18 protein-coding genes are annotated in these 25,463 nt (G+C 67.9%); 9 read left to right on the forward strand and 9 right to left on the reverse strand.

What is annotated here, in order from left to right:
- The first annotated feature begins 74 nt into the window (after positions 1-74).
- From alr to HW466_RS13790, 3 genes are all read left to right on the forward strand, one after another.
- Positions 75-1,145, forward strand: a complete 1,071-nt coding sequence (alr, locus tag HW466_RS13780; protein ID WP_059448354.1) for an alanine racemase — start codon at positions 75-77, stop codon at positions 1,143-1,145.
- 11 nt (positions 1,146-1,156) lie between these two features.
- Complete coding sequence (radA, locus tag HW466_RS13785; protein WP_044847946.1) at positions 1,157-2,533, forward strand: DNA repair protein RadA; 1,377 nt, start codon at positions 1,157-1,159, stop codon at positions 2,531-2,533.
- A gap of 132 nt (positions 2,534-2,665) precedes the next feature.
- Positions 2,666-2,932: a DUF2866 domain-containing protein gene (locus HW466_RS13790; RefSeq protein ID WP_059770265.1), complete on the forward strand. Its 267-nt coding sequence runs from the start codon at positions 2,666-2,668 to the stop codon at positions 2,930-2,932.
- Between the two features lie 190 nt (positions 2,933-3,122).
- Here the strand turns inward: HW466_RS13790 and HW466_RS13795 are convergent, their stop codons facing one another.
- Positions 3,123-5,054 carry an ATP-binding cassette domain-containing protein gene (locus HW466_RS13795; RefSeq protein ID WP_059448352.1) on the reverse strand — a complete coding sequence of 644 codons (1,932 nt, stop codon included), beginning with the start codon at positions 5,052-5,054 and terminating at the stop codon, positions 3,123-3,125.
- Between the two features lie 136 nt (positions 5,055-5,190).
- Between HW466_RS13795 and HW466_RS13800 the strand changes: the two genes are divergently transcribed.
- Positions 5,191-5,670, forward strand: a complete 480-nt coding sequence (locus HW466_RS13800; RefSeq protein WP_059503294.1) for a glutathione peroxidase — start codon at positions 5,191-5,193, stop codon at positions 5,668-5,670.
- Between the two features lie 117 nt (positions 5,671-5,787).
- Here the strand turns inward: HW466_RS13800 and cls are convergent, their stop codons facing one another.
- The 6 genes from cls to dapC all read right to left on the reverse strand — a co-directional run bounded on the left by cls (position 5,788) and on the right by dapC (position 11,961).
- The gene (gene cls / locus HW466_RS13805; protein ID WP_151004281.1) at positions 5,788-7,227 is read right to left on the reverse strand and encodes a cardiolipin synthase; all 1,440 of its coding nucleotides are present in this window, start codon (positions 7,225-7,227) and stop codon (positions 5,788-5,790) included.
- Positions 7,228-7,340: 113 nt separating this feature from the next.
- A complete protein-coding gene (gene prmB / locus HW466_RS13810; protein ID WP_059448349.1) occupies positions 7,341-8,249 on the reverse strand; it encodes a 50S ribosomal protein L3 N(5)-glutamine methyltransferase in 909 nt (302 codons plus the stop codon).
- Positions 8,250-8,260: 11 nt separating this feature from the next.
- Positions 8,261-9,400, reverse strand: coding sequence for a succinyl-diaminopimelate desuccinylase (dapE, locus tag HW466_RS13815; RefSeq protein ID WP_060348347.1), 1,140 nt, complete (start codon positions 9,398-9,400; stop codon positions 8,261-8,263).
- 87 nt (positions 9,401-9,487) lie between these two features.
- The gene (locus HW466_RS13820; RefSeq protein ID WP_059448347.1) at positions 9,488-9,856 is read right to left on the reverse strand and encodes an ArsC family reductase; all 369 of its coding nucleotides are present in this window, start codon (positions 9,854-9,856) and stop codon (positions 9,488-9,490) included.
- Positions 9,856-10,683 (reverse strand): 2,3,4,5-tetrahydropyridine-2,6-dicarboxylate N-succinyltransferase, encoded by an 828-nt coding sequence (gene dapD, locus HW466_RS13825; protein ID WP_006478479.1) that lies wholly within the window; start codon positions 10,681-10,683, stop codon positions 9,856-9,858. Before dapD ends, HW466_RS13820 begins: the two co-directional genes overlap by 1 nt.
- 45 nt (positions 10,684-10,728) lie before the next feature.
- On the reverse strand, positions 10,729-11,961 hold the full coding sequence (gene dapC / locus HW466_RS13830) for a succinyldiaminopimelate transaminase (protein ID WP_151004279.1): 1,233 nt from the start codon (positions 11,959-11,961) through the stop codon (positions 10,729-10,731).
- 158 nt (positions 11,962-12,119) lie between these two features.
- Here dapC and HW466_RS13835 point away from each other — a divergent pair, with 158 nt between their 5' ends.
- The 5 genes from HW466_RS13835 (at position 12,120) to def (ending at position 20,872) form a co-directional block, all read left to right on the forward strand.
- Positions 12,120-13,061 carry a DMT family transporter gene (locus HW466_RS13835; RefSeq protein ID WP_151004277.1) on the forward strand — a complete coding sequence of 314 codons (942 nt, stop codon included), beginning with the start codon at positions 12,120-12,122 and terminating at the stop codon, positions 13,059-13,061.
- A 139-nt stretch (positions 13,062-13,200) separates the two neighbouring features.
- Positions 13,201-16,713: a chromosome segregation protein SMC gene (gene smc / locus HW466_RS13840; protein WP_059448344.1), complete on the forward strand. Its 3,513-nt coding sequence runs from the start codon at positions 13,201-13,203 to the stop codon at positions 16,711-16,713.
- Positions 16,714-16,798: 85 nt separating this feature from the next.
- Positions 16,799-18,091: a cell division protein ZipA C-terminal FtsZ-binding domain-containing protein gene (locus HW466_RS13845; RefSeq protein ID WP_174905917.1), complete on the forward strand. Its 1,293-nt coding sequence runs from the start codon at positions 16,799-16,801 to the stop codon at positions 18,089-18,091.
- Between the two features lie 175 nt (positions 18,092-18,266).
- Positions 18,267-20,342, forward strand: a complete 2,076-nt coding sequence (ligA, locus tag HW466_RS13850) for an NAD-dependent DNA ligase LigA (RefSeq protein ID WP_059503280.1) — start codon at positions 18,267-18,269, stop codon at positions 20,340-20,342.
- Positions 20,339-20,872: a peptide deformylase gene (def, locus tag HW466_RS13855; RefSeq protein ID WP_059448341.1), complete on the forward strand. Its 534-nt coding sequence runs from the start codon at positions 20,339-20,341 to the stop codon at positions 20,870-20,872. Before ligA ends, def begins: the two co-directional genes overlap by 4 nt.
- A gap of 95 nt (positions 20,873-20,967) precedes the next feature.
- On the opposite strand, the gene HW466_RS13860 is transcribed toward def, so the two are convergent.
- Together HW466_RS13860 and HW466_RS13865 are read right to left on the reverse strand one after the other, a co-directional pair.
- Entirely contained in the window at positions 20,968-22,869 is a 1,902-nt protein-coding gene (locus tag HW466_RS13860; RefSeq protein WP_176316084.1) for a pseudouridine synthase, read from the reverse strand.
- Between the two features lie 16 nt (positions 22,870-22,885).
- Complete coding sequence (locus HW466_RS13865) at positions 22,886-25,462, reverse strand: [protein-PII] uridylyltransferase (RefSeq protein ID WP_151006712.1); 2,577 nt, start codon at positions 25,460-25,462, stop codon at positions 22,886-22,888.
- Position 25,463: the final 1 nt, after the last annotated feature.

The following is a 25,463-nucleotide window of genomic DNA, read 5'->3' on the forward strand; positions in this document are numbered from 1 at the left end:
CGCAAATTGTCGGCTTCGGTGCTCAAAAGGCGCGGTAAGCTGATGATTCGCAAGCGTCTTTACGTAAATTTCCCATGCCGCGCCCGATCTCCGCCACCATCCATACCGCCGCTCTCGCGAACAATCTCTCCGTCGTCCGCCGATATGCCGGCCCCTCCAAGGTCTGGGCGGTCGTCAAGGCCAATGCGTACGGCCACGGTCTCGCGCGCGTGTTTCCCGGCCTGCGCGGCACCGACGGCTTCGGCCTGCTGGACCTCGACGAGGCCGTGAAGCTGCGCGAGCTCGGCTGGGCCGGCCCGATCCTGCTGCTCGAAGGGTTCTTCCGCTCGACCGACATCGACGTGATCGACCGCTACAGCCTGACGACCACCGTCCACAACGACGAGCAGATGCGGATGCTGGAGACGGCGCGGTTGTCCAAGCCCGTCAACGTGCAGCTCAAGATGAACAGCGGGATGAACCGGCTCGGCTACGTGCCCGAGAAATACCGCGCCGCGTGGGAGCGCGCCCGTGCGTGCCCCGGCATCGGCCAGATCACGTTGATGACCCATTTTTCGGATGCCGACAACGAGCGCGGCGTGGCCGAGCAGCTCGCGACGTTCGAGCGCGGTGCGGAAAACATTGCCGGTGCCCGCAGTCTCGCGAATTCGGCGGCGGTGCTGTGGCATCCGGATACGCATTTCGACTGGGTGCGGCCCGGGATCGTGCTGTACGGCGCATCGCCGTCGGGGCAGTCGGCCGATATTGCCGATACCGGATTGAAGCCCGCGATGACGCTCGCGTCCGAGCTGATCGCCGTGCAGACGATCGGGAAGGGGCAGGCGATCGGCTACGGCTCGACGTTCTCCGCGCCGGCGCCGATGCGCATCGGCGTCGTCGCGTGCGGCTATGCGGACGGTTATCCGCGCGTCGCGCCGGAAGGCACGCCGGTGATCGTCGACGGGATCCGCACGCGGATCGTCGGCCGCGTGTCGATGGACATGATTACCGTCGACCTGACGCCGTGCCCGCAAGCCGGCGTCGGCGCGCGGGTCGAGCTGTGGGGCAACGCACTGCCCATCGACGACGTCGCGCGCCATTGCGGGACGATCGGCTATGAACTGATGTGCGCGGTCGCGAGCCGCGTACCGGTGCGCGCGGAATAAGGGCAGCACGCGTGGCCAAACAGAAAACCGTCTACGTCTGCAGCGAGTGCGGCGGACAAACTCCGAAGTGGCAGGGGCAATGCCCGTCGTGCCAGGCCTGGAACACGCTCGTCGAATCGGTCGCCGAGTCGCCCGCCGCGCATCGCTTCCAGTCGCTCGCGAAGCGCGCGCCCGTGCAGCGGCTCGTCGACATCGAGGCGGCCGACGTGCCGCGCTTTTCCACCGGCATCGGCGAATTCGACCGCGTGCTGGGCGGCGGGCTGGTGCCGGGCGGCGTCGTGCTGATCGGCGGCGATCCGGGCATCGGCAAGTCGACGCTGTTGCTGCAGTCGCTCGCGGACATCGCCAGCGAGCGTCGTGCGCTCTATATCAGCGGCGAGGAATCGGCCGCGCAGATCGCGTTGCGCGCGCAACGGCTCGCGCTGCTCGACGGCGGCGCGCCCGCGGCCGAGCTGAAGCTGCTCGCCGAGATCCAGCTCGAGAAGATCCAGGCCGCGATCGACGCGGAGCGGCCGGACGTCGCCGTCATCGACTCGATCCAGACCGTCTATTCCGAAGCGCTGACGTCGGCGCCCGGTTCGGTGGCGCAGGTGCGCGAGTGCGCGGCGCAGCTCACGCGCATCGCAAAGCAGTCCGGCACGGCGATCATCATGGTCGGGCACGTGACGAAGGAGGGCAACCTCGCCGGCCCGCGCGTGCTCGAGCACATCGTCGACACGGTGCTGTACTTCGAAGGCGACACCCATTCGTCGTTCCGGCTCGTGCGCGCGTTCAAGAACCGCTTCGGCGCGGTCAACGAGCTTGGCGTGTTCGCGATGACCGAGCGCGGGCTGCGCGGTGTCGCGAATCCGTCCGCGTTGTTCCTGTCGCAGCACGAACAGGTCGTGCCCGGTTCCTGCGTGCTCGTCACGCAGGAGGGCACGCGCCCGCTGCTCGTCGAAATCCAGGCGCTCGTCGATACGGCTCACGTGCCGAACCCGCGCCGGCTCGCGGTCGGCCTCGAACAGAACCGGCTCGCGATGCTGCTCGCGGTGCTGCACCGGCACGCGGGCATCGCGTGTTTCGACCAGGACGTATTCCTGAACGCGGTGGGCGGCGTGAAGATCACCGAACCAGCCGCCGACCTCGCGGTGCTGCTTGCGATCCATTCGTCGATGCGCAACAAGGCGCTGCCGAAGGGCCTGATCGTATTCGGCGAAGTCGGGCTGGCGGGCGAGATCCGGCCGTCGCCGCGCGGCCAGGAGCGGCTGCGCGAGGCGGCGAAGCTCGGTTTCACGGCGGCGCTGATTCCGAAGGCGAACGCGCCGAAACAGCCGATCGAAGGGCTGAACGTGATGGCCGTCGAGCGCATCGAACAGGCGATCGACCGCGTGCGCGATCTCGAATGATCGTGCGCGCCGGCCGACGGCGATCTGTCGCGTAATTCGTTGTAAAGAATATGTAGGCTGATGTAACCCGCCGGACATCGCTTTTCCCTATCCTTGGGCGCATTGTCGAACCGCGCAATGCGAAGGGAACCTATGTTCAAACAGTATGGGGAAACGTCGGGCGGACGCAGTTACAACCTGCGCGGCTGCCGCGTGTCGGAGCCGATCGTTCAGCCGTGGGGCGGTGGATGCCGAATCGTCGAGTGGATCGACGACGAAGGGCGCCTGGCACGCCGGGTCGTGTCGGAAGACGTGACGGAGGCGGAGGTCGCCGCGGCGATCCGCCGGCCGACCGAAGGGCGGCGCCATCTGATGGGCGACGACGAGCAGATGCCGCGCGATACGTTGCCACGGCGTTGAACGGGCGGCGCCGACGGGCAGTTGATGCGACGACGGCGAACGCGACAATGACGACAAGGCCGGGCCAGGGTGCCCGGCCTTGTCGTTTCCGAGCCAGGCGCAGCCGGGGCGGTGCGTCGCGCGCTCACCCAGCACGGCGATGCCGCGCGTGGCCAATGCAACGATCGGCCGACGGCGCCCGAGGCAGCGTTCAGCCGATCTGCTCGAGTTCTTCCTGCGCTGCGAGCCAGTCCGCCTCGACCGTCTCGAGCCGCGTATTGACCTCGCCGAGCTTGCGGATCGCGTCGGTCAGTTCCGTCTTGCGCGCGGCCTCGTAGCTCGATGGATCGGCCACGAACGCGTCGAGGCGCGCCTTCTCCGCGTGCAACGTTTCCATTTCCTTTTCGAGTTTCGTGATGCGGTTCTGCAGCGGCTTCTTCAACTGCGACAGCCGCTGGCGCTCCTCGGCCGCCTGACGTTTCTGATCCTTGCGATTGACGCCCGGATCCGCGCCCGCTGCCGCCGCGCTGTCGGCCTTCGCGGCCGCGCGCTGCTCGGCCGCATGCTGCAGCAGCCAATCGCGGTAATCGTCGAGGTCGCCATCGAACGGCTGCAGACGGTGCTTCGCGACGAGCATGAACTGGTCGGTGGTCGCGCGCAGCAAGTGGCGATCGTGCGAGACGAGGATCAGCGTGCCTTCGAACTGCGCGAGCGCCATCGTCAGCGCGTGACGCGTTTCGAGGTCCAGGTGGTTGGTCGGTTCGTCGAGCAGCAGCAGGTTCGGCTTCTGCCAGATGATCAGCGCGAGTGCGAGCCGCGCTTTTTCGCCGCCCGAGAACGGGCCCACCGGGCTCGTCGCCATATCGCCCGAGAAATTGAAGCCGCCGAGGAAATCGCGCAGCTCCTGCTCTCGCGTATCGGGGGCGAGCCGTGCAAGATGCGCGAGCGGCGAATCGTCCTCGCGCAGCGTTTCGAGCTGGTGCTGCGCGAAATAGCCGATCGTCAGCCCCTTGCCGTCGCGCACCTGGCCCGACAGCGGCGCGAGCGTGCCGGCCAGCGTCTTGATCAGCGTCGACTTGCCCTGGCCGTTCGCGCCCAGCAGACCGATGCGCTGGCCGTTCTGGATCGACAGCGTCACGCGTTCGACGATGGGAATCTCGCCGCCGTCGTCGGCGTGGTAGCCGCAGCGGACATCCTCCATCACCATCATCGGATTCGGCGCGGCGTCGGGTGTGCGGAACTCGAAGGTGAACGGCGAGGCGATGTGCGCGGGCGCGATCAGCTCCATCTTCTCGAGCGCCTTCATCCGGCTTTGCGCCTGCTTGGCCTTGGTCGCCTTGGCCTTGAAGCGGTCGACGAAGCTCTGCAGGTGCTCGATCGTTTTCTGCTGCTTTTCGTATGCGCTTTGCTGCAGCGCCAGTTGTTGCGCGCGCAGCACTTCGAACTGCGAGTAATTGCCGCCGTAGCGTTTCACCTGGCGATTTTCCAGATGCAGCGTGACGTTGCAGATCGAGTCGAGAAATTCGCGGTCGTGCGAGATCACGACGAGCGTGCCGGCGTAGCGGTGCAGCCAGTCTTCGAGCCAGACGATCGCATCGAGGTCGAGGTGGTTGGTCGGTTCGTCGAGCAGCAGCAGGTCGGAGCGGCACATCAGCGCCTGCGCGAGGTTCAGCCGCATGCGCCAGCCGCCGGAGAAACTGGCGACCGATTCGCGCGTCTGCGCGAGCGTGAAGCCGAGGCCGAGCAGCAGCGCTTCGGCGCGCGCGGGTGCGGTATAGCCGTCGGCGTCGGCGAAGGCCGCATGCGCGTCGGCTTCGGCGGCGCCGTCATGTGCGGCCGAGGCGGCGGCGATCCGCGCCTCGATCTCGCGCAGCGCGGTGTCGCCGTCGAGCGTGTAGTCGAGCGCGGAACGGTCGACCGCAGGCGTTTCCTGCGACACGTGCGCGATCCGCCACGACGGCGGCATCGCGAAATCGCCGGCGTCGGAATGCAGCTCGCCGCGCAGGACCGAGAACAGCGTCGATTTGCCGGCGCCGTTCGCGCCGATCAGGCCGGCCTTCTCGCCGGGATTGAGCACGAACGAGGCTGACTCGAACAGCGGCTTGGTGCCGCGCGCAAGGCTGAACTGATTGAAACGGATCACGGCGGGAATGACTGACCAAAACCGCTATTCTAGACTGCACGCGCGTCGCCCCGGATATCGGCCGTTCGGCAGGTGCCGCAACGGCGCGATTTGGCCTAGACTCCACGTCGATCCGGTTTCGTAAAAGGAGTGCCCGATGTCCACCCTGTATTCGTTCAGCGCAGAGACGCTCGCCGGTCAGCCGGCGTCGCTCGATGCGTACCGCGGCAAGGTGCTGCTGATCGTCAATACCGCGAGCGAGTGCGGTTTCACGCCGCAGTATGCGGGCCTGCAGAAGCTGTACGACCAGTACGCGGCGCGCGGTTTCTTCGTGCTCGGCTTCCCGTGCAACCAGTTCGGCAAGCAGGAGCCGGGCGACGCCTCGCAGATCGGCGCGTTCTGCGAGCGCAACTACGGCGTCACGTTCCCGATGTTCGCGAAGATCGACGTGAAGGGCGACCACGCGCATCCGCTGTACCGCTACCTGACCGACGAGGCGCCCGGCATCCTCGGCCTGAAGGCGATCAAGTGGAATTTCACGAAATTCCTGATCGACCGTGACGGGCGGATCGTCAAGCGCTACGCACCGTCGACCAAGCCCGAGGAAATCGCCGCGGATATCGAGAAGCTGTTGTAACGCGTCGCAGCCGGGCGGGCCGTCCGGACCGAACGGGCAGTGGCCGTGGTGGCGAGCCGAGCGCCGCGAAAGCGTGTGCCGCTTCCGTGCAGCGCGCGTCGGGCGCTCGCTCGGCTGCTACAGGATCGGTGCGAACAGGCGTGCCACGTGCATCGCAATGCGCCGCCACGCGGGCGAGTGCCGATATTCGTTCGCATCGACTTCGTAGGCTTGCGCGAAATCGGCGTCGAGCATGGCCTCGACCTCGTCGGCAAACGCGCGATCGACGGTCAGCACCATGATTTCGAAGTTGAGCCGGAACGAGCGGTTGTCCAGATTCGCGCTGCCGATCGCGGCGGCGACGCGATCGATCAGCACGACCTTCTGGTGCAGGAATCCGGGCCGGTAGCGGAACACCTTGACGCCCGCGTCGACGAGATCACGCGCATAGAGCTTCGACGCCTCGAACACGACGTAGTGGTCGCGCCGGCTTGGGATCAGGATGCGCACGTCGACGCCGCGCATCACCGCCAGCTTCAGCGCGGCGATCACCGCTTCGTCGGGTATCAGATACGGCGTCGTGATCCACACGCGTTCGCGCGCGGCGTTGATCGCCTCGACGAAGAACAGCGAGCCGGTTTCCTGTTTGTCGGCCGGCCCCATCGGCACGGCGAGGCAATGCATCGCGTCGTCGGGCAGCGCCTGCGGCGGTGCTGCGAGCGGCGGCAGCGTCTGCGTGGCCCAGTGCCAGTCTTCGGCAAACACGTACTGAATGCTGGCGACCACCGGCCCGCGGATCTCGATATGCGTGTCGCGCCATGGCGACAGGCGGCGATTCGCGCCGAGATATTCGACGCCGACGTTGTGGCCGCCGACGAATGCGCGATTGCCGTCGACGACGACGATCTTGCGATGGTTGCGGAAGTTGAGCTGGAAGCGGTTGACGAACTTGCGGTGGGTTGCGAACGGATGGACCTCGACGCCGCCGCGGCGCAGCGTGTCGACGTAGCTGTGCGGCAGGTCGAAGCTGCCGATGCTGTCGTACAGCACGTAGCAGCGCACACCGGCCGCCGCGCGGGCGAGCAGTGCGTCGCGCAGCATTTGGCCCAGTGCGTCGTCGCGCACGATGAAGAACTGGACGATCACGTAATCACGTGCGGTGTCGATCGCCGACAGGATCGCCGAGAAGGTCGCATCGCCGTTCACGAGCGTGCGCACCGCGTTGCCACCGACGAACGGCATTCCGCCGAGCCGTGTGAGCGCGAGCATGGCGGCGCGGCCGATCGCTTCGGCGGCCGGCCCGTCGGTTGCGTCCGCATCGGTCCACGGCGCGAGCGGCGTGTGCGTGCGTAGCGCCTCCAGCTCGTGGCGCCGTGCGTCGACGTAGCCGGAGAACTTGCTGCGGCCGAGGAACAGATAGGGAATGAGCGTCAGGTACGGCATCGCGGCGAGCGACACGGCCCACGCGATCGCGCCTTGCGACGTGCGCGTGTTCATGATCGCATGACACGCCCCGATGATCCCGAGCACGTGGATGGCCAGGATCAGGGTGCCGAGATGTAGCCAGTCGAGGGTCATGGGCGCGTGACGGACTCCTGAAGTCGTGCGGCGCGACGGCCGCTTACGCGCATCTTACCCAACCGTGCGGGACAACGGTGTGCCGTACCGCACGGTTGGATCGCGGCGTGTCGTCAGGCTTTGCGCGGCAGGTCCGATGCCTGGATCAGGAACACGGCGTCGTCGCCTGCGCTGGTGGGCAGCCACGTGAGCTCGAGGCCGCCGAACGCGGCCTCGACGTGCTCGCGCTCGTTGCCGATCTCGACCACGAGCACGCCGTCGTCGTGCAGCCACTTGTGCGCTTCGGCGACGATGCGCCGCACGATGTCCATGCCGTCGTCGCCGCCCGCGAGCGCCATCTCGGGCTCGTGCCGGTATTCGGGCGGCAGCGCGGCCATCGACGAAGCGTTCACGTACGGCGGGTTCGTCAGGATCACGTCGTAGCGCGAGTCGGGATCGGTCCGGAACGCGGGCAGCGGTGCGTAGAGGTCGCCGCGGTAGAGCCCGATGCGGTCTTCGAGGCCGTAGTCGCGCACGTTGATTTCCGCGACTTCGAGTGCCTTGTCCGACAGGTCGACCGCGTCGATCTCGGCGTTCGGGAATGCGCTCGCCGCGAGGATCGCGAGGCAGCCGGAGCCGGTGCACAGCTCGAGCACCGCGCCGACCTGCTCGGGATCGGCGACGTACGGCTGCAGCCCGTCGTCGAGCAGTTCACCGATGAACGAGCGCGGCACGATCACGCGTTCGTCGACGTAGAAGCGGTGACCATGCATCCATGCTTCATGCGTGAGGTACGCGGCCGGCACGCGGTCGGTCGCGCGTCGCTCGATCACCGCGAGTACGGCCGCGATTTCGTCGGGCAAGAGGCGCGCGTCGAGGAACGGCTCGAGCGTGTCGAGCGGCAGGTCGAGCGTATGCAGCACGAGGTAGGCGGCTTCGTCGTACGCGTTGTCCGAGCCGTGGCCGAACGCGAGTTTCGCCTTCGAGAAGCGCGTGACCGCATAGCGCAGCAGGTCGCGAACGGTTGCAAAAGGTGTCGTCATGCGGGGCTCCGTCAGGCAATCAGTTGTTCGAGCACGCGCCGGTACACGTTCTTCAGCGGGTCGACGAAGCGCACGTCGATGTGTTCGTCGATCTTGTGGATGCTGCCGTTCGGCGGGCCGAATTCGATCACCTGCGGGCAGATGCGCGCGATGAAGCGGCCGTCGGACGTGCCGCCCGTCGTCGACAGTTCGGTCGTGAGGCCCGTTTCGGCGCGGATCGCGTTCTCGAGCGCGTTCGACAGGTCGCCGCGCGGCGTGAGGAACGGCAGGCCGCTCACCGACCACTTCAGCGTGTACTCGAGGCCATGCTTGTCGAGGATCGCGTGCACGCGGGCCTGCAGGCCCTCGACCGTGCTGGCCGTCGAAAAGCGGAAGTTGAACATCAGGTCCGCGTGGCCGGGGATCACGTTGGTCGCGCCGGTGCCTGCGTGCAGGTTCGACACCTGCCAGGTGGTCGGCGGGAAGTATTCGTTGCCTTCGTCCCACTGTTCGGCGGCGAGCTCCGCGAGCGCCGGCGCGAGCAGGTGGATCGGGTTCCTCGCGAGGTGCGGATAGGCGATGTGGCCTTGCACGCCCTTGACGATCAGCTCGCCCGACATCGAGCCGCGGCGGCCGTTCTTCACGACGTCGCCGAGTTCGGTGGTCGACGTCGGCTCGCCGACGATGCAGTAATCGAGACGCTCGCCGCGTGCTTCGAGCAGCTCGACAACCTTCACGGTACCGTCGGTGGCCGGGCCTTCCTCGTCGCTCGTGATCAGAAACGCGATCGCACCGCGGTGGCCGGGGTGCGCCGCGACGAATTCCTCGGAGGCGACGACGAATGCCGCGAGCGACGTCTTCATGTCGGCCGCGCCGCGGCCGTACAACTTGCCGTCGCGATGCGCGGGAACGAACGGCGGAGAGGTCCATTGCTCGAGCGGGCCGGTCGGCACGACGTCGGTGTGGCCCGCGAACGCGAGCAGCTTGCCGTCGCGGCCGTCGGTGCCGCGCTTGACGGCCCACAGGTTGGTCACGCCGTGCGACGCGATGGTCTCGCATTCGAAGCCGAGCGCGACGAGGCGCTCGGTCATGATCTGCTGGCAGTGCTGGTCGTCGGGCGTGACGGACGCGCGGGCGATCAGCTGTTCGGTAAGGGCTAGGGTGGCGGACATGGTTCGGACCACTTTCGATAAAAAATGCCGGCGCGGTGGCCGGCAGCGATGGGGCGTCGTGCAGCGCCAAGCGCCGCGCGGGCGGCCCTATGCGGCAAACAGCGCCGCGTACTGATCGGCGGCGAAGCCGAGCGATTTCACGCGGCCGTTGATGACGAGCACGGGGCGCTTGATGACCGACGGCTTGTGGATCATCAGCGCGACCGCGCCGGACTTCGTTTCCGCGGCTGCCTTCATGGCGTCGTCCAGGCCGCGCCACGTCGTGCCGCGCTTGTTCACGAGCGCGTCGAGCGACACGTCCTTCAGCCAGTCTTCGACGAGCGGTGCGCTGACGCCGAGCTTCTTGAAGTCGTGGAACTCGAACTCGACGCCGTGATCGTCGAGCCACACGCGGGCCTTCTTCACGGTGTCGCAGTTCGGAATGCCGTAGACGACCACGGTGCGCGGCTTGGCCATCAGTCGCCTCGCAGCAGCTCGTTCAGGCCGACCTTCGCGCGGGTCTTCGCGTCGACCTTCTTCACGATCACCGCGCAATACAGGCTGTGCGAGCCGTCCTTCGACGGCAGGTTGCCGGCGACGACGACCGAGCCGGCCGGAATGCGGCCGTAGCTGACTTCACCCGTTTCGCGATCGTAGATCTTCGTGCTCTGGCCGAGGTACACGCCCATCGAGATCACCGAGTTCTCCTCGACGATCACGCCTTCGACGACTTCCGAGCGCGCGCCGATGAAGCAGTTGTCTTCGATGATGACGGGGTTCGCCTGCAGCGGCTCGAGCACGCCGCCGATGCCGACGCCGCCCGACAGGTGCACGTTCTTGCCGATCTGCGCGCACGAGCCGACGGTCGCCCACGTGTCGACCATCGTGCCTTCGTCGACGTACGCGCCGATGTTGGTGTACGACGGCATCAGCACGACGTTCTTCGCGATGAACGAGCCGCGGCGCGCGATGGCCGGCGGCACGACGCGGAAGCCGCCCGCGGCGAAGTCTTCGGCCGTGTAGTTCGCGAACTTCGACGGCACCTTGTCGTAGAACTGCGAGTAGCCGCCGGCCGGCATCGGTGCGTTGTCCTCCAGGCGGAACGACAGCAGCACGGCCTTCTTCAGCCACTGGTGGACCGTCCAGTTGCCGTCGATCTTCTCGGCGACGCGCAGCGCGCCCTTGTCGAGTTGCTCGATCGCGTGAGCGACGGCTTCGCGGACGTCGGCGGGCGCGGCCTTCGGCGACAGCTCGGCGCGGTTTTCCCAGGCGGTGTCGATGATTTGCTGAAGTTGTTGCGACATGTTCGTTTTCGCAGGAGATGAATGGAATTGATCGGGATGGACGACTTACCGCGCGAGAGCCCGGCAGAAATCGACGATGCGTTGCGCGCCCTCGACGCATTCGGGGGTGCCCGCGACGAGCGCGATCCGGATGAAATCGCGGCCCGGATTCGTGCCGTGCGCGTCGCGCGCCAGGTACGAGCCGGGCAGAACCGTCACATTATAGTCGGCGTACAGGCGGCGGGCGAACTCGGTGTCCGACAGGCCGGTGCGCGCGACATTGGCCCACAGGTAGAACGCGGCATCGGGCAGCTTCACGTCGATCACGTCGGCCAGCATCGGCGTGACGGTGCTGAACTTCTGCAGGTACTGCGCGCGATTCTTGCGCACGTGCGCCTCGTCGTTCCACGCGGCGATGCTCGCGTGCTGCCAGACCGGCGACAGCGCGGCGCCGTGGTAGGTGCGGTACAGCAGGAATTTCTTCAGCAGCGCGGCGTCGCCGGCGACGAAGCCCGAGCGCATGCCCGGCACGTTCGAGCGCTTCGACAGGCTCGACAGCATCACAAGCCGCTCGAAGCCGCGGCCGAGGCGGTGAGCGGCCTCGAGGCCGCCGAGCGGCGGCGCCGCTTCGTCGAAATAGATCTCCGAATAACACTCGTCGGACGCGATCACGAAGCCGTGGCGGTCGGACAGCGCGAACAGCTCGCGCCAGTCGTCGAGCGTCAGCACGGCGCCCGTCGGGTTGCCCGGCGAGCACACGTACAGCAGCTGGGTGCGCGCCCAGACTTCATCGGGCACGGCCGCGTAGTCGCACGCGAAGTTGCGCGCCGGGTCGCTGTTCGCGAAATAGGGTTCGGCACCGGCCAGGAGCGCCGCACCTTCGTAGATTTGATAGAACGGATTCGGACAGAGTACGATCGCTTTCTTGCCGTCCGCGCGCGGGCGGGCATCGATCACCGTCTGCGCGAGCGAGAACAGCGCCTCGCGCGACCCCGACACGGGCAGCACCTGCGTGGCCGGGTCGATCGACGGCAGCCCGTAGCGGCGTTCCAGCCAGTGCGCGATCGACGTGCGCAGCGCGTCCGAGCCGGCCGTGGCCGGGTACGACGCGAGGCCGTCGAGCGAAGCCACGACGGCATCGCGGATCAGCGCCGGCGTCGGGTGCTTGGGCTCGCCGATGCCGAAGCTGATCGGTTTCAGGCCGGCGGAGGGCGTCACGTCCTTGAACAGGGCGCGCAGCTTTTCGAAGGGGTAGGGCTGGAGCGAGTCGAGTCGAGGGTTCACGGGCGAAGCGGCCACACGGCCGGTTGGAGCGAAAGGGGCGGCGCGGCTGCCGCACGGCTGCGAACGGGCGCCGACGGCGCGCGGGTCGCAACGGACAATTATAGCGTGACGCAATGCGGTCACGGCCCGCCGGAACGGCGGCCGGGCCGGTCGAACAAAGGGTATCGAAGCAAATGAACAACGCGGTACGCGGCAGCCTGCCGACGCTGGCCATCCTGATCGGCGCATCGGTATGGGGCCTGATCTGGTATCCGCTGCGGATCCTCGCATCGCTCGGCGTGACCGGCACTCTGGCGAGCGCGTTGACCAGCCTCGTCGCGTTCGTGTTCGTGATCGTCGTGCGGCACCGCACCATCGCGACGCTGCGCTGGCACTGGGTGCTGCCGGGCATCGCGATCACGGCGGGCGTGACGAACCTCGGTTTCGTGTGGGGCACGATCCACGGCGAAGTGCTGCGCGTGATGCTGCTGTTCTATCTGACGCCCGCATGGACCGCGATCTACGCGCATTTCCTGCTGCGCGAGCGGCTGACCTGGGCCGGCGCGGGGCTCGCGGCGCTGTCGATCGGTGGCGCGATGCTGATGCTGTGGTCGCCGAATCTCGGCATGCCGCTGCCGGCCAACCCGGCCGAATGGGCAGGGCTCGCGGCCGGCCTGAGTTTCGCGATGAGCAACGTGCTCGTGATCAAGGCGAGCCGCGAGCTGCCGGAGATGCGCGCGGAGATGCGCACCGCGACGCTGTTCGGCGGCGCGGCGGTGTTCGGCGCGATCGCGTCGCTGTTCGAGGGGCTGCCGGCCGCACCGGCAGGCGGCCAGCTCGGCATCGCCGCGATGATCGTCGCCGCGATCGGCGTGACGATGGCGGCGAACAACCTGCTCGTCCAATATGGCCTCGCGCGCGTGCCCGCGAACCGCGCGTCGATCATCATGCTGTTCGAAATCGTGATCACCGCGCTGTCCGCATGGGTGTTCGCGAACGAACTGCCGAGCGCGCGCGAGTGGGCGGGCGGCGCGTGCATCGTGCTGGCGACGCTGCTGTCGAGCCGCGTGCATCGTGCCGCGCCGGCATCGGGCAAACCCGGCGACGGGCGGGACGGCGCGCGCGCGATGGTATGATGGAAGCCGTTTGCGGGGCCCAACGCTGGATGCGCGCGGCCCCGCTTTTGAATTCCGGGGCGCATCGCGCGCACGGGCCGTCCGGCCCCGCGCGTCGCGGCCCCGTCCGTTTCACACCTTCTTCACATCCGATACCGCCGTGCGTCTGAGCTCGATCAAACTCGCTGGCTTCAAATCCTTCGTCGATCCCACGCATTTCCAGGTTCCGGGCCAGCTTGTCGGCGTGGTGGGCCCGAACGGGTGCGGCAAGTCCAACATCATCGATGCCGTGCGCTGGGTGCTCGGCGAGTCGCGCGCGTCCGAGCTGCGCGGCGAGTCGATGCAGGACGTCATCTTCAACGGCTCGACCGCCCGCAAGCCCGGCAGCCGGGCCAGCGTCGAACTGATCTTCGACAACTCCGACGGCCGCGCGGCCGGCCAGTGGGGCCAGTACGGCGAGATCGCCGTGAAGCGCGTGCTGACGCGCGACGGCACGTCGAGCTACTACATCAACAACCTGCCGGCGCGCCGCCGCGACATCCAGGACATCTTCCTCGGCACGGGCCTCGGGCCCCGCGCATACGCGATCATCGGGCAGGGCATGATCGCGCGGATCATCGAGGCGAAGCCGGAGGAACTGCGCGTGTTCCTCGAGGAAGCCGCGGGCGTGTCGAAGTACAAGGAACGTCGTCGCGAGACCGAGAACCGCCTGCACGACACGCGCGAGAACCTGACGCGCGTCGAGGACATCGTCCGCGAATTGGGCGCGAACCTCGAGAAGCTCGAGGCGCAGGCCGTCGTCGCGACAAAATACAAGGAACTCGTCGCCGACGGCGAGGAGAAGCAGCGCCTGTTGTGGCTGCTGCGCAAGAACGAGGCCGCGGGCGAGCAGCAGAAGCAGCAGCGCGCGATCGAGCAGGCGCAGATCGACCTCGAGGCGCAGACGGCGAAGTTGCGCGAAGTCGAGTCGCAGCTCGAGACGTTGCGGGTCGCGCATTATTCGGCGAGCGACGCGATGCAGGGCGCACAGGGCGCGCTCTACGAGGCGAACGCCGAAGTGAGCCGCCTCGAGGCCGAGATCAAGTTCATCGTCGAATCGCGCAACCGCGTACAGGCGCAGATCGCCGCGCTGAACGCGCAGCGCGAGCAATGGCGCGCGCAGGCCGAGAAGGCGCAGGACGAGCTCGAGGAAGCCGAAGAGGCGCGGGCGATGGCCGACGAGAAGGCCGCGCTCGCCGAGGACAACGCGGCCGCGAAACACGACGCGCTGCCGGCGCTCGAGGCGAAATGGCGCGATGCGCAGGCGCAGCTCAACGAAGAACGCGCGCGGATCGCGCAGACCGAGCAGTCGCTGAAGCTCGAGGCCGCGCACCAGCGCAATGCCGACCAGCAGCTCCAGCAGCTTCAGCAGCGCCATGAACGCCTGAAGTCCGAGGCGGGCGGGCTCGACGCGCCGGACGAAGCGCAGCTCGAGGAGCTGCGCATGCAGCTCGCCGAGCAGGAAGAGATCCTCGCCGAGGCCCAGGCACGTCTGGCTGATGCGCAGGAAGCGCTGCCGCGCCTCGACGGCGAGCGCCGTGCCGCGCAGGAGCGCGTGCAGGCCGAAAGCGCGCAGATTCACCAGCTCGAGGCGCGGCTCGCCGCGCTCAAGCAACTGCAGGAGAACGTGCAGACCGAAGGCAAGATCCAGCCGTGGCTCGACAAGCACGAGCTCGGCGCGCTGCCGCGTCTGTGGAAGAAGCTGCACGTCGAGGCCGGCTGGGAAGCCGCGCTCGAGGCTGTGCTGCGCGAGCGCCTCGCGGCGCTCGAAGTGTCGAATCTCGACTGGGTGAAGGCGTTCGCGACCGATGCGCCGCCCGCGAAGCTCGCGTTCTACGCGCCGCCCGCGGCCGGTGAGCCGCCCGCGGCCGCGGCCGGGCTGCGTCCGGTGCTGTCGCTCGTGCGCATCGACGATGCGGGCATTCGTGCGGTGCTGAACGACTGGCTCGGCAACGTGTACGTCGCCGACGACGTCGCGCAGGCGCTCGCGATGCGCGCGCAACTGCCGGCCGGCGGCGCATTCGTCGTCAAGGCCGGCCACGTCGTCACGCGTGTCGGCGTGCAGCTGTACGCGGCCGATTCGGAGCAGGCCGGAATGCTGGCCCGTCAGCAGGAAATCGAGAACCTGACGCGCCAGGTGCGCGCGCAGGCGCTGCTCGCCGACGAGGCGCGCACCGCGGCCGTGCGCGCGGAGGCGGCGCACACGCAGGCCACGCAGGCGCTCGGCGACGTGCGCGCGCAGGCCGAACGCGCGACGCAGCGCGTGCATGCGCTGCAGATGGACGTGCTCAAGCTCGCGCAGGCGCACGAGCGCTACACGCAGCGCAGCACGCAGATCCGCGAGGAGCTGGAGGAAATCGGCGCGCAGATCGACGAGCAGCGTGCACTGCGCGCGGAATCGGAAGCGAACTTCGAGCGTTTCGACGGCGAACTCGCTGAGCTGCAGGCGCGCTTCGAGGACAACCAGCTCGCATTCGAGGCGCTCGACGAATCGCTGACGCAGGCGCGCCAGGAAGCGCGCGACCTCGAGCGCGGCGCGAACGACGCACGCTTCGCCGCGCGCAACGCGGTCACGCGGATCGACGAGCTCAAGCGCAGCATCCAGGTCGCGCACGAGCAGAGCGAGCGCGTTGCCGCGTCGCTGGAAGACGCGCGCGCCGAACTCGAAACGATCAACGAGCAGACCGCGCACACGGGCCTGCAGGACGCGCTCGAAATTCGCGCGGTGAAGGAAGAGGCGCTGCAGGCCGCGCGGATCGAACTCGACGACCTGACCGCGAAGCTGCGTGCATCGGACGAGCAGCGTCTCGTCGCCGAGCGTTCACTGCAGCCGCTGCGCGACCGCATCACCGAGCTGCAGCTGAAGGAGCAGGCCGCGCGCCTGGCCGTCGAGCAGTTCGCCGAGCAGCTCACGGCGGCCGAGGTCGATGAGGAAGCGCTGCGCGAAAAGCTCACGCCGGACCTGAAGCCGTCGTACCTGCAGGGCGAGGTCACGCGCCTGAACAACGCGATCAACGCGCTGGGCCCGGTCAACATGGCCGCGCTCGACGAGCTGAAGGCCGCGAGCGAGCGCAAGGTGTTCCTCGATGCGCAGTCGGCCGACCTGACCGACGCGATCACGACGCTCGAGGATGCGATCCACAAGATCGACCAGGAAACCCGCACGCTGCTGCAGGGCACCTTCGACGAGGTCAACCGTCACTTCAGCGACCTGTTCCCGCGCCTGTTCGGCGGTGGCCAGGCGAAGCTGATCATGACGGGCGACGAGATCCTCGATGCGGGCGTGCAGGTGATGGCGCAGCCGCCGGGCAAGAAGAACGCGACCATCCACCTGCTGTCGGGCGGCGAGAAGGCGCTGACCGCCACCGCGCTGGTGTTCGCGATGTTCCAGCTGAACCCGGCGCCATTCTGTCTGCTCGACGAGGTCGACGCGCCGCTCGACGACGCGAACACCGAGCGTTTCGCGAATCTGGTGCGCGCGATGTCCGACAAGACGCAGTTCCTCTTCATCTCGCACAACAAGATCGCGATGGAGATGGCGCAGCAGCTGATCGGCGTGACGATGCAGGAGCAGGGCGTGTCGCGGATCGTCGCGGTGGACATGGAAACCGCCGCGGGTTTTGCCCAGAATTGACGTTTGACGAAACCGGACCGCGTTCGCGCGGCGCATGGGCGCCCGTTCGCGGGTCCGACGAACAAGAATTGCTGATGGAGCGTGCATGGACGAGTTGACACTCGGATTGATCGGCGCGGGCGCCGTCGTGGTGGGCGGCGTCGTGGTCTACAACGCATGGCAGGGCGCGAAGGTGCGGCGCAGGATGCCGCGCCCGATGCCGGAGGAAACGGCCGAGGCGATGAATCGCCCCGAGCGCGACGAAGAGTTGCCGTTTATCGAGCCGGTGCGCCAGCCCGTGCGCCGCGAATCCGCTGCGCCGGCACCGGCCGCTGCGGCCGCGGGCGCGCCGGCCGAAGCCGCGCGCGTCGAGCCGACCTTCGGCGGCGTGGCGCCTGCCGACACGCCGGCCGACCTGCAGGCCGAGGCCACCGGCGGCGACGTGCCGTCGGCGTCGAGCGGGCATGCGGAGCAGGTCGACGAAGGTGCGGTTGCCGCCGCACAGGAGGCACCGGCCGCCGATGCCTCGAACGAACCGGCCGAACCCGTGCTGCCCGCCGCGACGACGATTTCGTCGGCGCCGCCCGCGATCGTCGACCGCCGGATCGACTGCATCGTGCCGATTCGCCTTGGCGCGCCGCTGCCGGGCGACAAGATCCTGCCGGTCGCGCAACGGCTGCGCCGCGCGGGCACCAAGCCCGTGCATATCGAGGGCAAGCCGGAAGGCGGCCAGTGGGAGCTGCTGCAGAACGGCGTGCGCTATGAAGAACTGCGCGCGGCCGCGCAGCTCGCGAACCGTAGCGGGGCGCTGAACGAGCTCGAATTCTCCGAATTCGTGACGGGCGTCCAGCAGTTCGCCGACGCGATCGACGGCGCGCCGGAATTCCCGGACATGATGGAGACGGTCGCGATGGCGCGCGAGCTCGACGGCTTTGCCGCGCAGTGCGACGCGCAGTTGTCGATCAACGTGATGTCGGACGGCGCGCCGTGGTCGGCGAACTACGTGCAGGCCGTGGCTTCGCAGGACGGGCTGCTGCTGTCGCGCGACGGCACGCGCTTCGTGAAGCTCGACGCGAAACAGAACCCCGTATTCATGCTGCAGTTCGGCGACACGAACTTCCTGCGTGACGACCTGACGTACAAGGGCGGCAACATGATCACGCTGGTGCTCGACGTGCCGGTGGCGGAGGAGGACATCCTGCCGTTCCGGCTGATGTGCGACTACGCGAAGTCGCTGTCCGAGCGGATCGGCGCACGAGTCGTCGACGATTCGCGCCGGCCGCTGCCGGAATCGACGCTGGCGGCGATCGACCAGCAACTGATGAAGCTGTACGCGAAGCTCGAGGAAGCGGGCATCCCGGCCGGTTCGCCGGTCACGCGCCGCCTCTTCAGCCAGTAACGCGTTTCAAGGGGCGACGGTCTGCGGTGCCGTCGCCCGTCGTCGTTGCAGTGCACACATACACCGTCGGCATGCACTGCAGCGGCCCGCCGCGAGGCACGCATCGTGCGCCCCCGCCGCGACGTCAAACTGAGATAATCGAACATCCGATTTTCCAGAACGAATTGCCGCCAGCATGGCCCGAACCCAAGCCGAACCGCCAGCCAGCCAGCCCGACGCGCGTGCCGCGTGGCTGCGCGATCAACTCGAGCGGGCGAACTACGCCTATTACGTGCTCGACCAGCCGGATCTGCCCGACGCCGAATACGACCGGCTCTTTGGCGAGCTGCAGCAGCTCGAAGCCGATCATCCCGAACTCGTGACGCCCGATTCGCCGACGCAGCGCGTCGGCGGCGAAGTCGCGAGCGGCTTCACGCCGGTCGTCCATGATGCGCCGATGCTGTCGCTGAACAACGGCTTCGCCGACGAGGACATCGTCGCGTTCGACAAGCGCGTAGCCGATGCGCTCGACAAGACGACCGATCTCGCCGGCTCGGTGACGGACCCCGTCGAATACGCATGCGAGCTGAAGTTCGACGGGCTCGCGATCTCGTTGCGCTATGAGAACGGCGTGTTCGTTCAGGCAGCGACGCGCGGCGACGGCACGACCGGCGAGGACGTGACGGAGAACGTCCGCACGATCCGCTCGATTCCGCTGAAGCTGAAGGGCCGGCACGTGCCGGCCGTGCTCGACGTGCGCGGCGAGGTGCTGATGTTCAAGCGCGATTTCGCACGCCTGAACGAACGCCAGCGCGCGGCCGAGCAGCGCGAATTCGCGAATCCGCGCAACGCGGCGGCCGGCAGCCTGCGCCAGCTCGACCCGAAGATCACCGCGCAGCGTCCGTTGTCGTTTTTCTCGTACGGGATCGGCGTGCTCGACGGAATGCCGATGCCGGACACGCACAGCGCGCTGCTCGACTGGTACGAGTCGCTCGGCCTGCCGGTGAACCGCGAGCGCGCGGTCGTGCGCGGCGCCGACGGCCTGCTGGATTTCTTCCGCAAGATCGGCGAGAAGCGCGAGTCGCTGCCGTACGACATCGACGGCGTCGTCTACAAGGTCAACCGGCGCGACGAGCAGGATCGCCTGGGCTTCGTGTCGCGCGCGCCGCGCTTCGCGCTCGCGCACAAGTTCCCCGCGCAGGAAGCGCTGACGAAGCTCGTCGCGATCGACGTGCAGGTCGGCCGCACGGGCGCGATCACGCCGGTCGCACGGCTCGAGCCGGTGTTCGTCGGCGGTGCCACGGTAACCAACGCGACACTGCACAACGAGGACGAAGTGCGCCGCAAGGACATCCGGATCGGCGATACCGTGATCGTGCGGCGCGCGGGCGACGTGATCCCCGAAGTCGTCGGCGCGGTGCTCGACCGCCGGCCTGCCGACGCGGCCGAGTTCGTGATGCCGACCGAGTGCCCGGTGTGCGGTTCGAAAATCGAACGCCTGCCCGACGAGGCGATCGCGCGCTGCACGGGCGGCCTGTTCTGCCCGGCGCAGCGCAAGCAGGCGCTGTGGCACTTCGCGCAGCGCCGCGCGCTCGACATCGACGGGCTCGGCGAGAAGATCATCGATCAGCTGGTCGAGCTGAACCTCGTGCGCACGCCGGCCGACCTGTTCAATCTCGGTTTCGCGACGCTCGCGGAGCTCGACCGGTTCGCCGAGAAGTCCGCGCAGAATCTGCTCGACTCGCTCGAAAAGGCGAAGCATACGACGCTCGCGCGCTTCATCTACGGGCTCGGGATCCGCCATGTCGGCGAGTCGACCGCGAAGGATCTTGCAAAGCACTTCGGATCGCTGGACCCGATCATGAACGCATCGATCGAGGAGCTGCTCGAAGTGAACGACGTCGGGCCGATCGTGGCCGAGTCGCTCCACCAGTTCTTCGCGGAAGAGCACAACCGCACGGTGATCGAACAGCTGCGTGCGCCCGGCAAGGTCACGTGGGCCGAAGGCCCGCCCGCGCCGAAGGCGCCGCAGGGCGTGCTCGCCGGGAAGACGGTCGTGTTGACGGGCACGCTGCCGACGCTCACGCGCGACGCGGCGAAGGAAATGCTCGAAGCGGCGGGCGCGAAAGTCGCGGGCTCGGTATCGAAGAAGACGGATTACGTGGTCGCGGGCGCCGACGCCGGCAGCAAGCTCGCGAAGGCCGAGGAACTCGGCATCCCCGTGCTGGACGAAGACGGACTGCACCAACTCCTGGAGGGCAACACGCCATGATTCGCGAGATCCTGAAGATGGGCGATCCGCGCCTGCTCGAAGTCGCCAAGCCGGTCGAGCGGTTCGATACTCCCGAGCTGCACGAGATCGTCGCGGACATGTTCGAGACGATGCATCACGCGAACGGTGCGGGGCTTGCCGCGCCGCAGATCGGCGTCGGGCTGCAGATCATCATCTTCGGCTTCGGCAGCAACAACCGTTATCCGGACGCACCGCCCGTGCCCGAGACCGTGCTGATCAACCCGAAGGTCGAGTACATGCCGCCGGACATGGAGGAGGGCTGGGAAGGCTGCCTGTCGGTGCCGGGCATGCGCGGTGTCGTCAGCCGCTATGCGAAGGTGCGCTACAGCGGCTTCGACCAGTTCGGCGCGAAGCTCGACCGTGTCGCCGAAGGCTTTCACGCGCGGGTCGTGCAGCACGAATACGATCACCTGATCGGCAAGCTGTATCCGATGCGGATCACCGACTTCACGCGCTTCGGCTTCACCGAGGTGCTGTTTCCCGGTCTTGATCCGGCCGACGACGACTGACGTTCGGGCGGCCGCGCGCCGCCGCCGTGCCGAAACGAAAAGCCCGCTTGCGCGGGCTTTTTTGCATTGCGCGGCACGCGAGCGCGTGCCTGCCGTCAGAACGACTCGTCGGCCGACAGGTAGCGCCATTGCCCTTGCGGCAGCGCACCGAGCATCACGCGGCCCATCCGCACGCGTTTCAGGCCGATTACTTCGAGACCGACCAGTTCGCACATGCGCCGGATCTGACGCTTCTTGCCTTCGCGCAGCACGAAACGCAGCTGTTCGCCGTTCTGCCAGCTCACCATCGCGGGCTTCAGCGGGACGCCGTCGAGCTCGAGGCCGTGACGCAGCTTCGCGAGCGATTCCGCGGGGAAGTGCTGGTCGATGTCGATCAGTCGTTCGCCGTAGCGCACGCGTACCAGGTATTCCTTGTCGATGTCCGACTGCTCGCCGATCAGCTGCTTCGCGATCCGGCCGTTCTGCGTCAGCACGAGCAGGCCGGTCGAATCGATGTCGAGCCGCCCGGCGGGCGCGAGCGCGTGCAGATGTTGCGGCGAGAAGCGCACTTGCGAGCGATCGCCGCTCCACTGGTTCGCGCGCGTGATCAGCACCGACGCCGGCTCGTAGCCGTCTTCCGCCTGACCCGACACATAGCCGACCGGCTTGTGCAGCAGGATCGTCACCTGCGCGGCCTGCGCGGCGCTCGCGCGCCCGTCGATCTCGATTTTCTGGTCCGGGCGGACCTTGGTGCCGAGCGTGTCGATGCGTTCGCCGTCGACGAGCACCCAGCCCTTTTCGATCCATTCGTCCGCTTCGCGGCGCGAGCACAGGCCGAGTTCGGACATGCGCTTCGACAGGCGCATCAGGCCCGTTTCGTCGCCGTGGTCGACGTCGGCGGCGCGGCGCTTGACCGGTTGGGCGGTTTTCAGTGCGGCGCCGGTCGAGCGGCGGTCGGAGCTGGTGCGCTCGCCGAAGCCGCGCTTCTCGGCATAGCCGGTTGCCTTGTCGCGATACGGTGCGCGTGCAGCGCCTTCGGCACCTGCGCGGCGCGGGCGAGCATCGTCGTCGCCTCGGCGTGCGGGGCGATCGGACGACGTACGGCGTTCACCGAAGATGCGCTTTTCGCCTGCGCCGGCTGCTTTGTCGCGATACGGTGCGCGAGCAGCGCCTTCGGCGCCTGCGCGGCGCGGGCGCGCATCGTCGTCGCCTCGGCGTGCGGGACGATCGGACGCTGTGCGGCGTTCACCGAAGCTGCGCTTTTCGCCTGCGCTGGGCGCCTTGTCGCGATACGGTGCGCGAGCAGCGCCTTCGGCGCCTGCGCGGCGCGGGCGCGCATCGTCGTCGCCTCGGCGTGCGGGGCGATCGGATTGCGTGCGACGTTCGCTGAAGCCGCGCTTTTCGTCTGCGCCGGCCGCCTTGTCGCGATACGGTACGCGTGCAGCGCCTTCGCCGCTTGCGCGGCGCGGCCGAGTATCGTCGTCGCTACGCCGCGCCGGGCGATCGGAGGACGTACGGCGTTCACCGAAGCTGCGCTTTTCGCCTGCGCCGGCCGCCTTGTCGCGATACGGTGCGCGTGCAGCGCCTTCGCCGCTTGCGCGGCGCGGGCGCGTATCGTCGTCGCTACGCCGCGCCGGGCGATCGGACGACGTACGGCGTTCGCCAAAGCTGCGCTTTTCGCCTTCACCGGCTGCCTTGTCGCGATAGGGCGCACGTGCACCGCCTTCGGCGCGGCCGCCCGGCTTCGCATCGCTGCGATAACCGCGTTCGGCGGCGCCATCACGCGGTGCGCGCTTCGCCGGAGCGCGATCCGCACCCGGGCCCTCCGCGCCGCGCGGCTTGAATGCGCGCTCGCCGGCGGCGGCCGGTGCGGCGGCCTTCTTCGGGCGCGGCGGCTTGTCGGCCGCGGACGGCGCGGCCGGGCGCACCGCCTTGCGGGCGACGAGGCTGCCGGAGCGGACGGGTGCGCGGGTCGGCGACGCCGGCCGCGGATTCTTGACGGTCAATTTGGTGCGCATAAACGCTGTGATTCATTCAGACTGCGATCGCGCGCAGCAATTCGGTTTCGAGCTGGATCTGCAGGCGGTTGTCGGACAGGCCGGCACCGTCAAGCAGGAAGATGTCCTCGACGCGTTCGCCGAGCGTATTGATCCGCGCCGCGTGGACGCCGACCCGATGCTCGGCCAGGACGCGCGCGATCGAATAGAGAAGGCCCGGCCGGTCGTTGGCGGACACGGACAGGATGTAGTACTGGCCGCGCTCGTCGGCCCGAAGGTCGACGCGCGGCGTGATCGGAAACGTCCGGGACAGCCTCGACAGGCGGCCCTTCGACGGTTCCGGCAGCGAAGCGGCTTCGGCAAGGCGCGTCGCGAGTTGCTGTTCGACCAGATTCGCGATGTCGCGGTAGCGCACGTCGTGTTCGGTCTGCGTGACGATGAAGTTGTCGAGCGCGTAGCCGTGCCGCGTCGTGCTGACGCGTGCATCGAGCACCGACAGCCCGTTGCGGTCGAAGTACGCACAGATGCCCGCGAACAGGTCGGGGCGGTCCTTCACGTACACGAGCACCTGCAGCGCGTCGCCGATCGGCGACGGCCGTGCGCGCACGATCGCGGTTTCGGCGTTCACGTGCCGGTACAGCACACGCGTTTGCCAGGCGATGTCGGCCGCGTCGTGGCGCAGGAAAAAGCCGATGTCGAGCTGATCCCACAGCGCGCGGTGCGCGTCTTCGGGCACGGTTTCGAGGCGCAGCAGCGCGAGCGCCTGCTCCTGCCGCGACTTCAGTTCCGAATGCGCGTCGGGATTCGCGCCGCCGAGCACCGCCAGCGTGATCCGGTAGAGGTCTTCGAGAAGCTTGCCCTTCCACGTGTTCCACACCTTCGGGCTCGTGCCGCGGATATCGGCGACGGTCAGCAGGTAGAGCGCGGTGAGGTAGCGTTCGTTGCCGACGACTTCGGCGAAGCGCTTGATGACCTCGGGGTCGCTCGTGTCCTGCTTCTGCGCGACCTGGCTCATGGTCAGGTGATGCTGGACGAGCCACACGATCAGCGCCGCGTCGTCGCCGTCGATCCCGTGTTCGCGGCAGAAGCGTCGCGCGTCGGCCATCCCGAGCGTCGAGTGGTCGCCGCCGCGGCCTTTCGCGATGTCGTGGAACAGCGCCGCGACATACAGCACCCACGGGCGCTCGAAATTGCCGATCAGCTGGCTGCAGAACGGGTATTCGTGCGCATGCTCGGCCACCGCGAAGCGGCGGATGTTGCGCAACACCATCAGGATGTGCTGATCGACCGTGTACACGTGGTACAGGTCGTGCTGCATCTGGCCGACGATGCGGCGGAAATTCAGCAGGTAGCGGCCGAGCACGCTCGTCTGGTTCATCAGCCGGAACGCGTGCGTGATGCCTTCGGGCTGCTGCAGGATCTGCATGAACGTGCGGCGGTTCTGCGGATCGCGCCGCCACGTGTTGTTCATGATTTCGCGCGAGTTGTACAGCGCGCGCAGCGTGCGGGCGGACAGGCCCTTCACGCCGCGGGTCGTCTCGTACAGCAGGAACGCTTCGAGGATCGCGTCCGGATGGCGCTCGAACACGCCGTCGTCGACGATCTCGAGCATGCCCTGCTTTTCGACGAAGCGATCGGGCGACAGCACGCGCGTGATGCCGCTCGTCGCGGGAAACAGCTGCGCCTCGATGTTCTGGATCAGGATCGTCGCCAGCTGCGTGACCGCTTTCGCGGCCCAGTAGTAGCGGCGCATCAGCTGCTCGCTGGCGCGCCTGGCCTGCGTCGACTGGTAGCCGAAGCTCTCGGCGGCCTGCGTCTGCAGGTCGAACACGAGCATGTCCTGGCGGCGGCCGGCGATCACGTGCAGCCGCGCGCGCAACGTCTTCAGGAATCCTTCGTTGCGGCGCAGCTCGCGCGCCTCGCGATCGGTGATGAGGCCGCGCGTGTCGAGTTCGCGCCAGCTGCTGCCGAAACCGGCCGCGCGCGCGATCCACAGGATCGTCTGCAGGTCGCGCAACCCGCCCGGGCTTTCCTTCACGTTCGGCTCGAGGCTGTACGGCGTGTCCTGGAACTTCGCGTGGCGCTGGCGCATTTCGAGCACCTTCGCGGTGAAGAACGCGCGCGCGTCGAGCGCCTCGTGATACCGGACGGTGAAGCGCTCGAACAGCGCGGTGCTGCCGACGATGCGGCGCGCCTCGAGCAGCGACGTCTGCACGGTGACGTCCTGCGACGCTTCCTCGATGCACTGCGCGACCGTGCGCACGCTGCTGCCGATCTCGAGGCCGAGATCCCATGCCATTCCGATGAAGCGCTCGATGCGTGCGTCGAGCGACGGGTCGTGCGCATCGGGCAGCAACACGAGGATGTCGACGTCGGAGTAGGGGGCGAGCTCGCCGCGCCCGTAGCCGCCGACGGCGACCAGCGCGAGCGTCGCGGGCAGCGCGCAGTCGTCCCACACGCGCTTGAGCGCGTCGTCGGTGAGTTTCGACAGCGCGTGCATCAGCGATGCGACGTTCGCCGCGCTGCGAAAGCGCGCGAGCATGTCGGCCTTGGCGGCCTTGAATTCGGCGCGCCGCGACAGCGCTTCGGGCGAGGGGGCGGCGTGAGCGCTCATG

The sequence above is a fragment of the Burkholderia territorii genome, assembly GCF_902833055.1.
Taxonomy (GTDB): Bacteria; Pseudomonadota; Gammaproteobacteria; order Burkholderiales; family Burkholderiaceae; genus Burkholderia; species Burkholderia territorii.

What these genes read in the sequence shown, in the direction of transcription:
- alr (WP_059448354.1), top strand. Translation starts at nt 75, where the DNA reads ATGCCGCGCCCGATCTCCGCCACCATCCATACCGCCGCTCTCGCGAAC.
- HW466_RS13790 (WP_059770265.1), top strand. Translation starts at nt 2,666, where the DNA reads ATGTTCAAACAGTATGGGGAAACGTCGGGCGGACGCAGTTACAACCTG.
- HW466_RS13800 (WP_059503294.1), top strand. Translation starts at nt 5,191, where the DNA reads ATGTCCACCCTGTATTCGTTCAGCGCAGAGACGCTCGCCGGTCAGCCG.
- cls (WP_151004281.1), bottom strand. Translation starts at nt 7,227, where the DNA reads ATGACCCTCGACTGGCTACATCTCGGCACCCTGATCCTGGCCATCCAC.
- prmB (WP_059448349.1), bottom strand. Translation starts at nt 8,249, where the DNA reads ATGACGACACCTTTTGCAACCGTTCGCGACCTGCTGCGCTATGCGGTC.
- dapE (WP_060348347.1), bottom strand. Translation starts at nt 9,400, where the DNA reads ATGTCCGCCACCCTAGCCCTTACCGAACAGCTGATCGCCCGCGCGTCC.
- HW466_RS13820 (WP_059448347.1), bottom strand. Translation starts at nt 9,856, where the DNA reads ATGGCCAAGCCGCGCACCGTGGTCGTCTACGGCATTCCGAACTGCGAC.
- dapD (WP_006478479.1), bottom strand. Translation starts at nt 10,683, where the DNA reads ATGTCGCAACAACTTCAGCAAATCATCGACACCGCCTGGGAAAACCGC.
- HW466_RS13835 (WP_151004277.1), top strand. Translation starts at nt 12,120, where the DNA reads ATGAACAACGCGGTACGCGGCAGCCTGCCGACGCTGGCCATCCTGATC.
- HW466_RS13845 (WP_174905917.1), top strand. Translation starts at nt 16,799, where the DNA reads ATGGACGAGTTGACACTCGGATTGATCGGCGCGGGCGCCGTCGTGGTG.
- ligA (WP_059503280.1), top strand. Translation starts at nt 18,267, where the DNA reads ATGGCCCGAACCCAAGCCGAACCGCCAGCCAGCCAGCCCGACGCGCGT.
- def (WP_059448341.1), top strand. Translation starts at nt 20,339, where the DNA reads ATGATTCGCGAGATCCTGAAGATGGGCGATCCGCGCCTGCTCGAAGTC.
- HW466_RS13860 (WP_176316084.1), bottom strand. Translation starts at nt 22,869, where the DNA reads ATGCGCACCAAATTGACCGTCAAGAATCCGCGGCCGGCGTCGCCGACC.
- HW466_RS13865 (WP_151006712.1), bottom strand. Translation starts at nt 25,462, where the DNA reads ATGAGCGCTCACGCCGCCCCCTCGCCCGAAGCGCTGTCGCGGCGCGCC.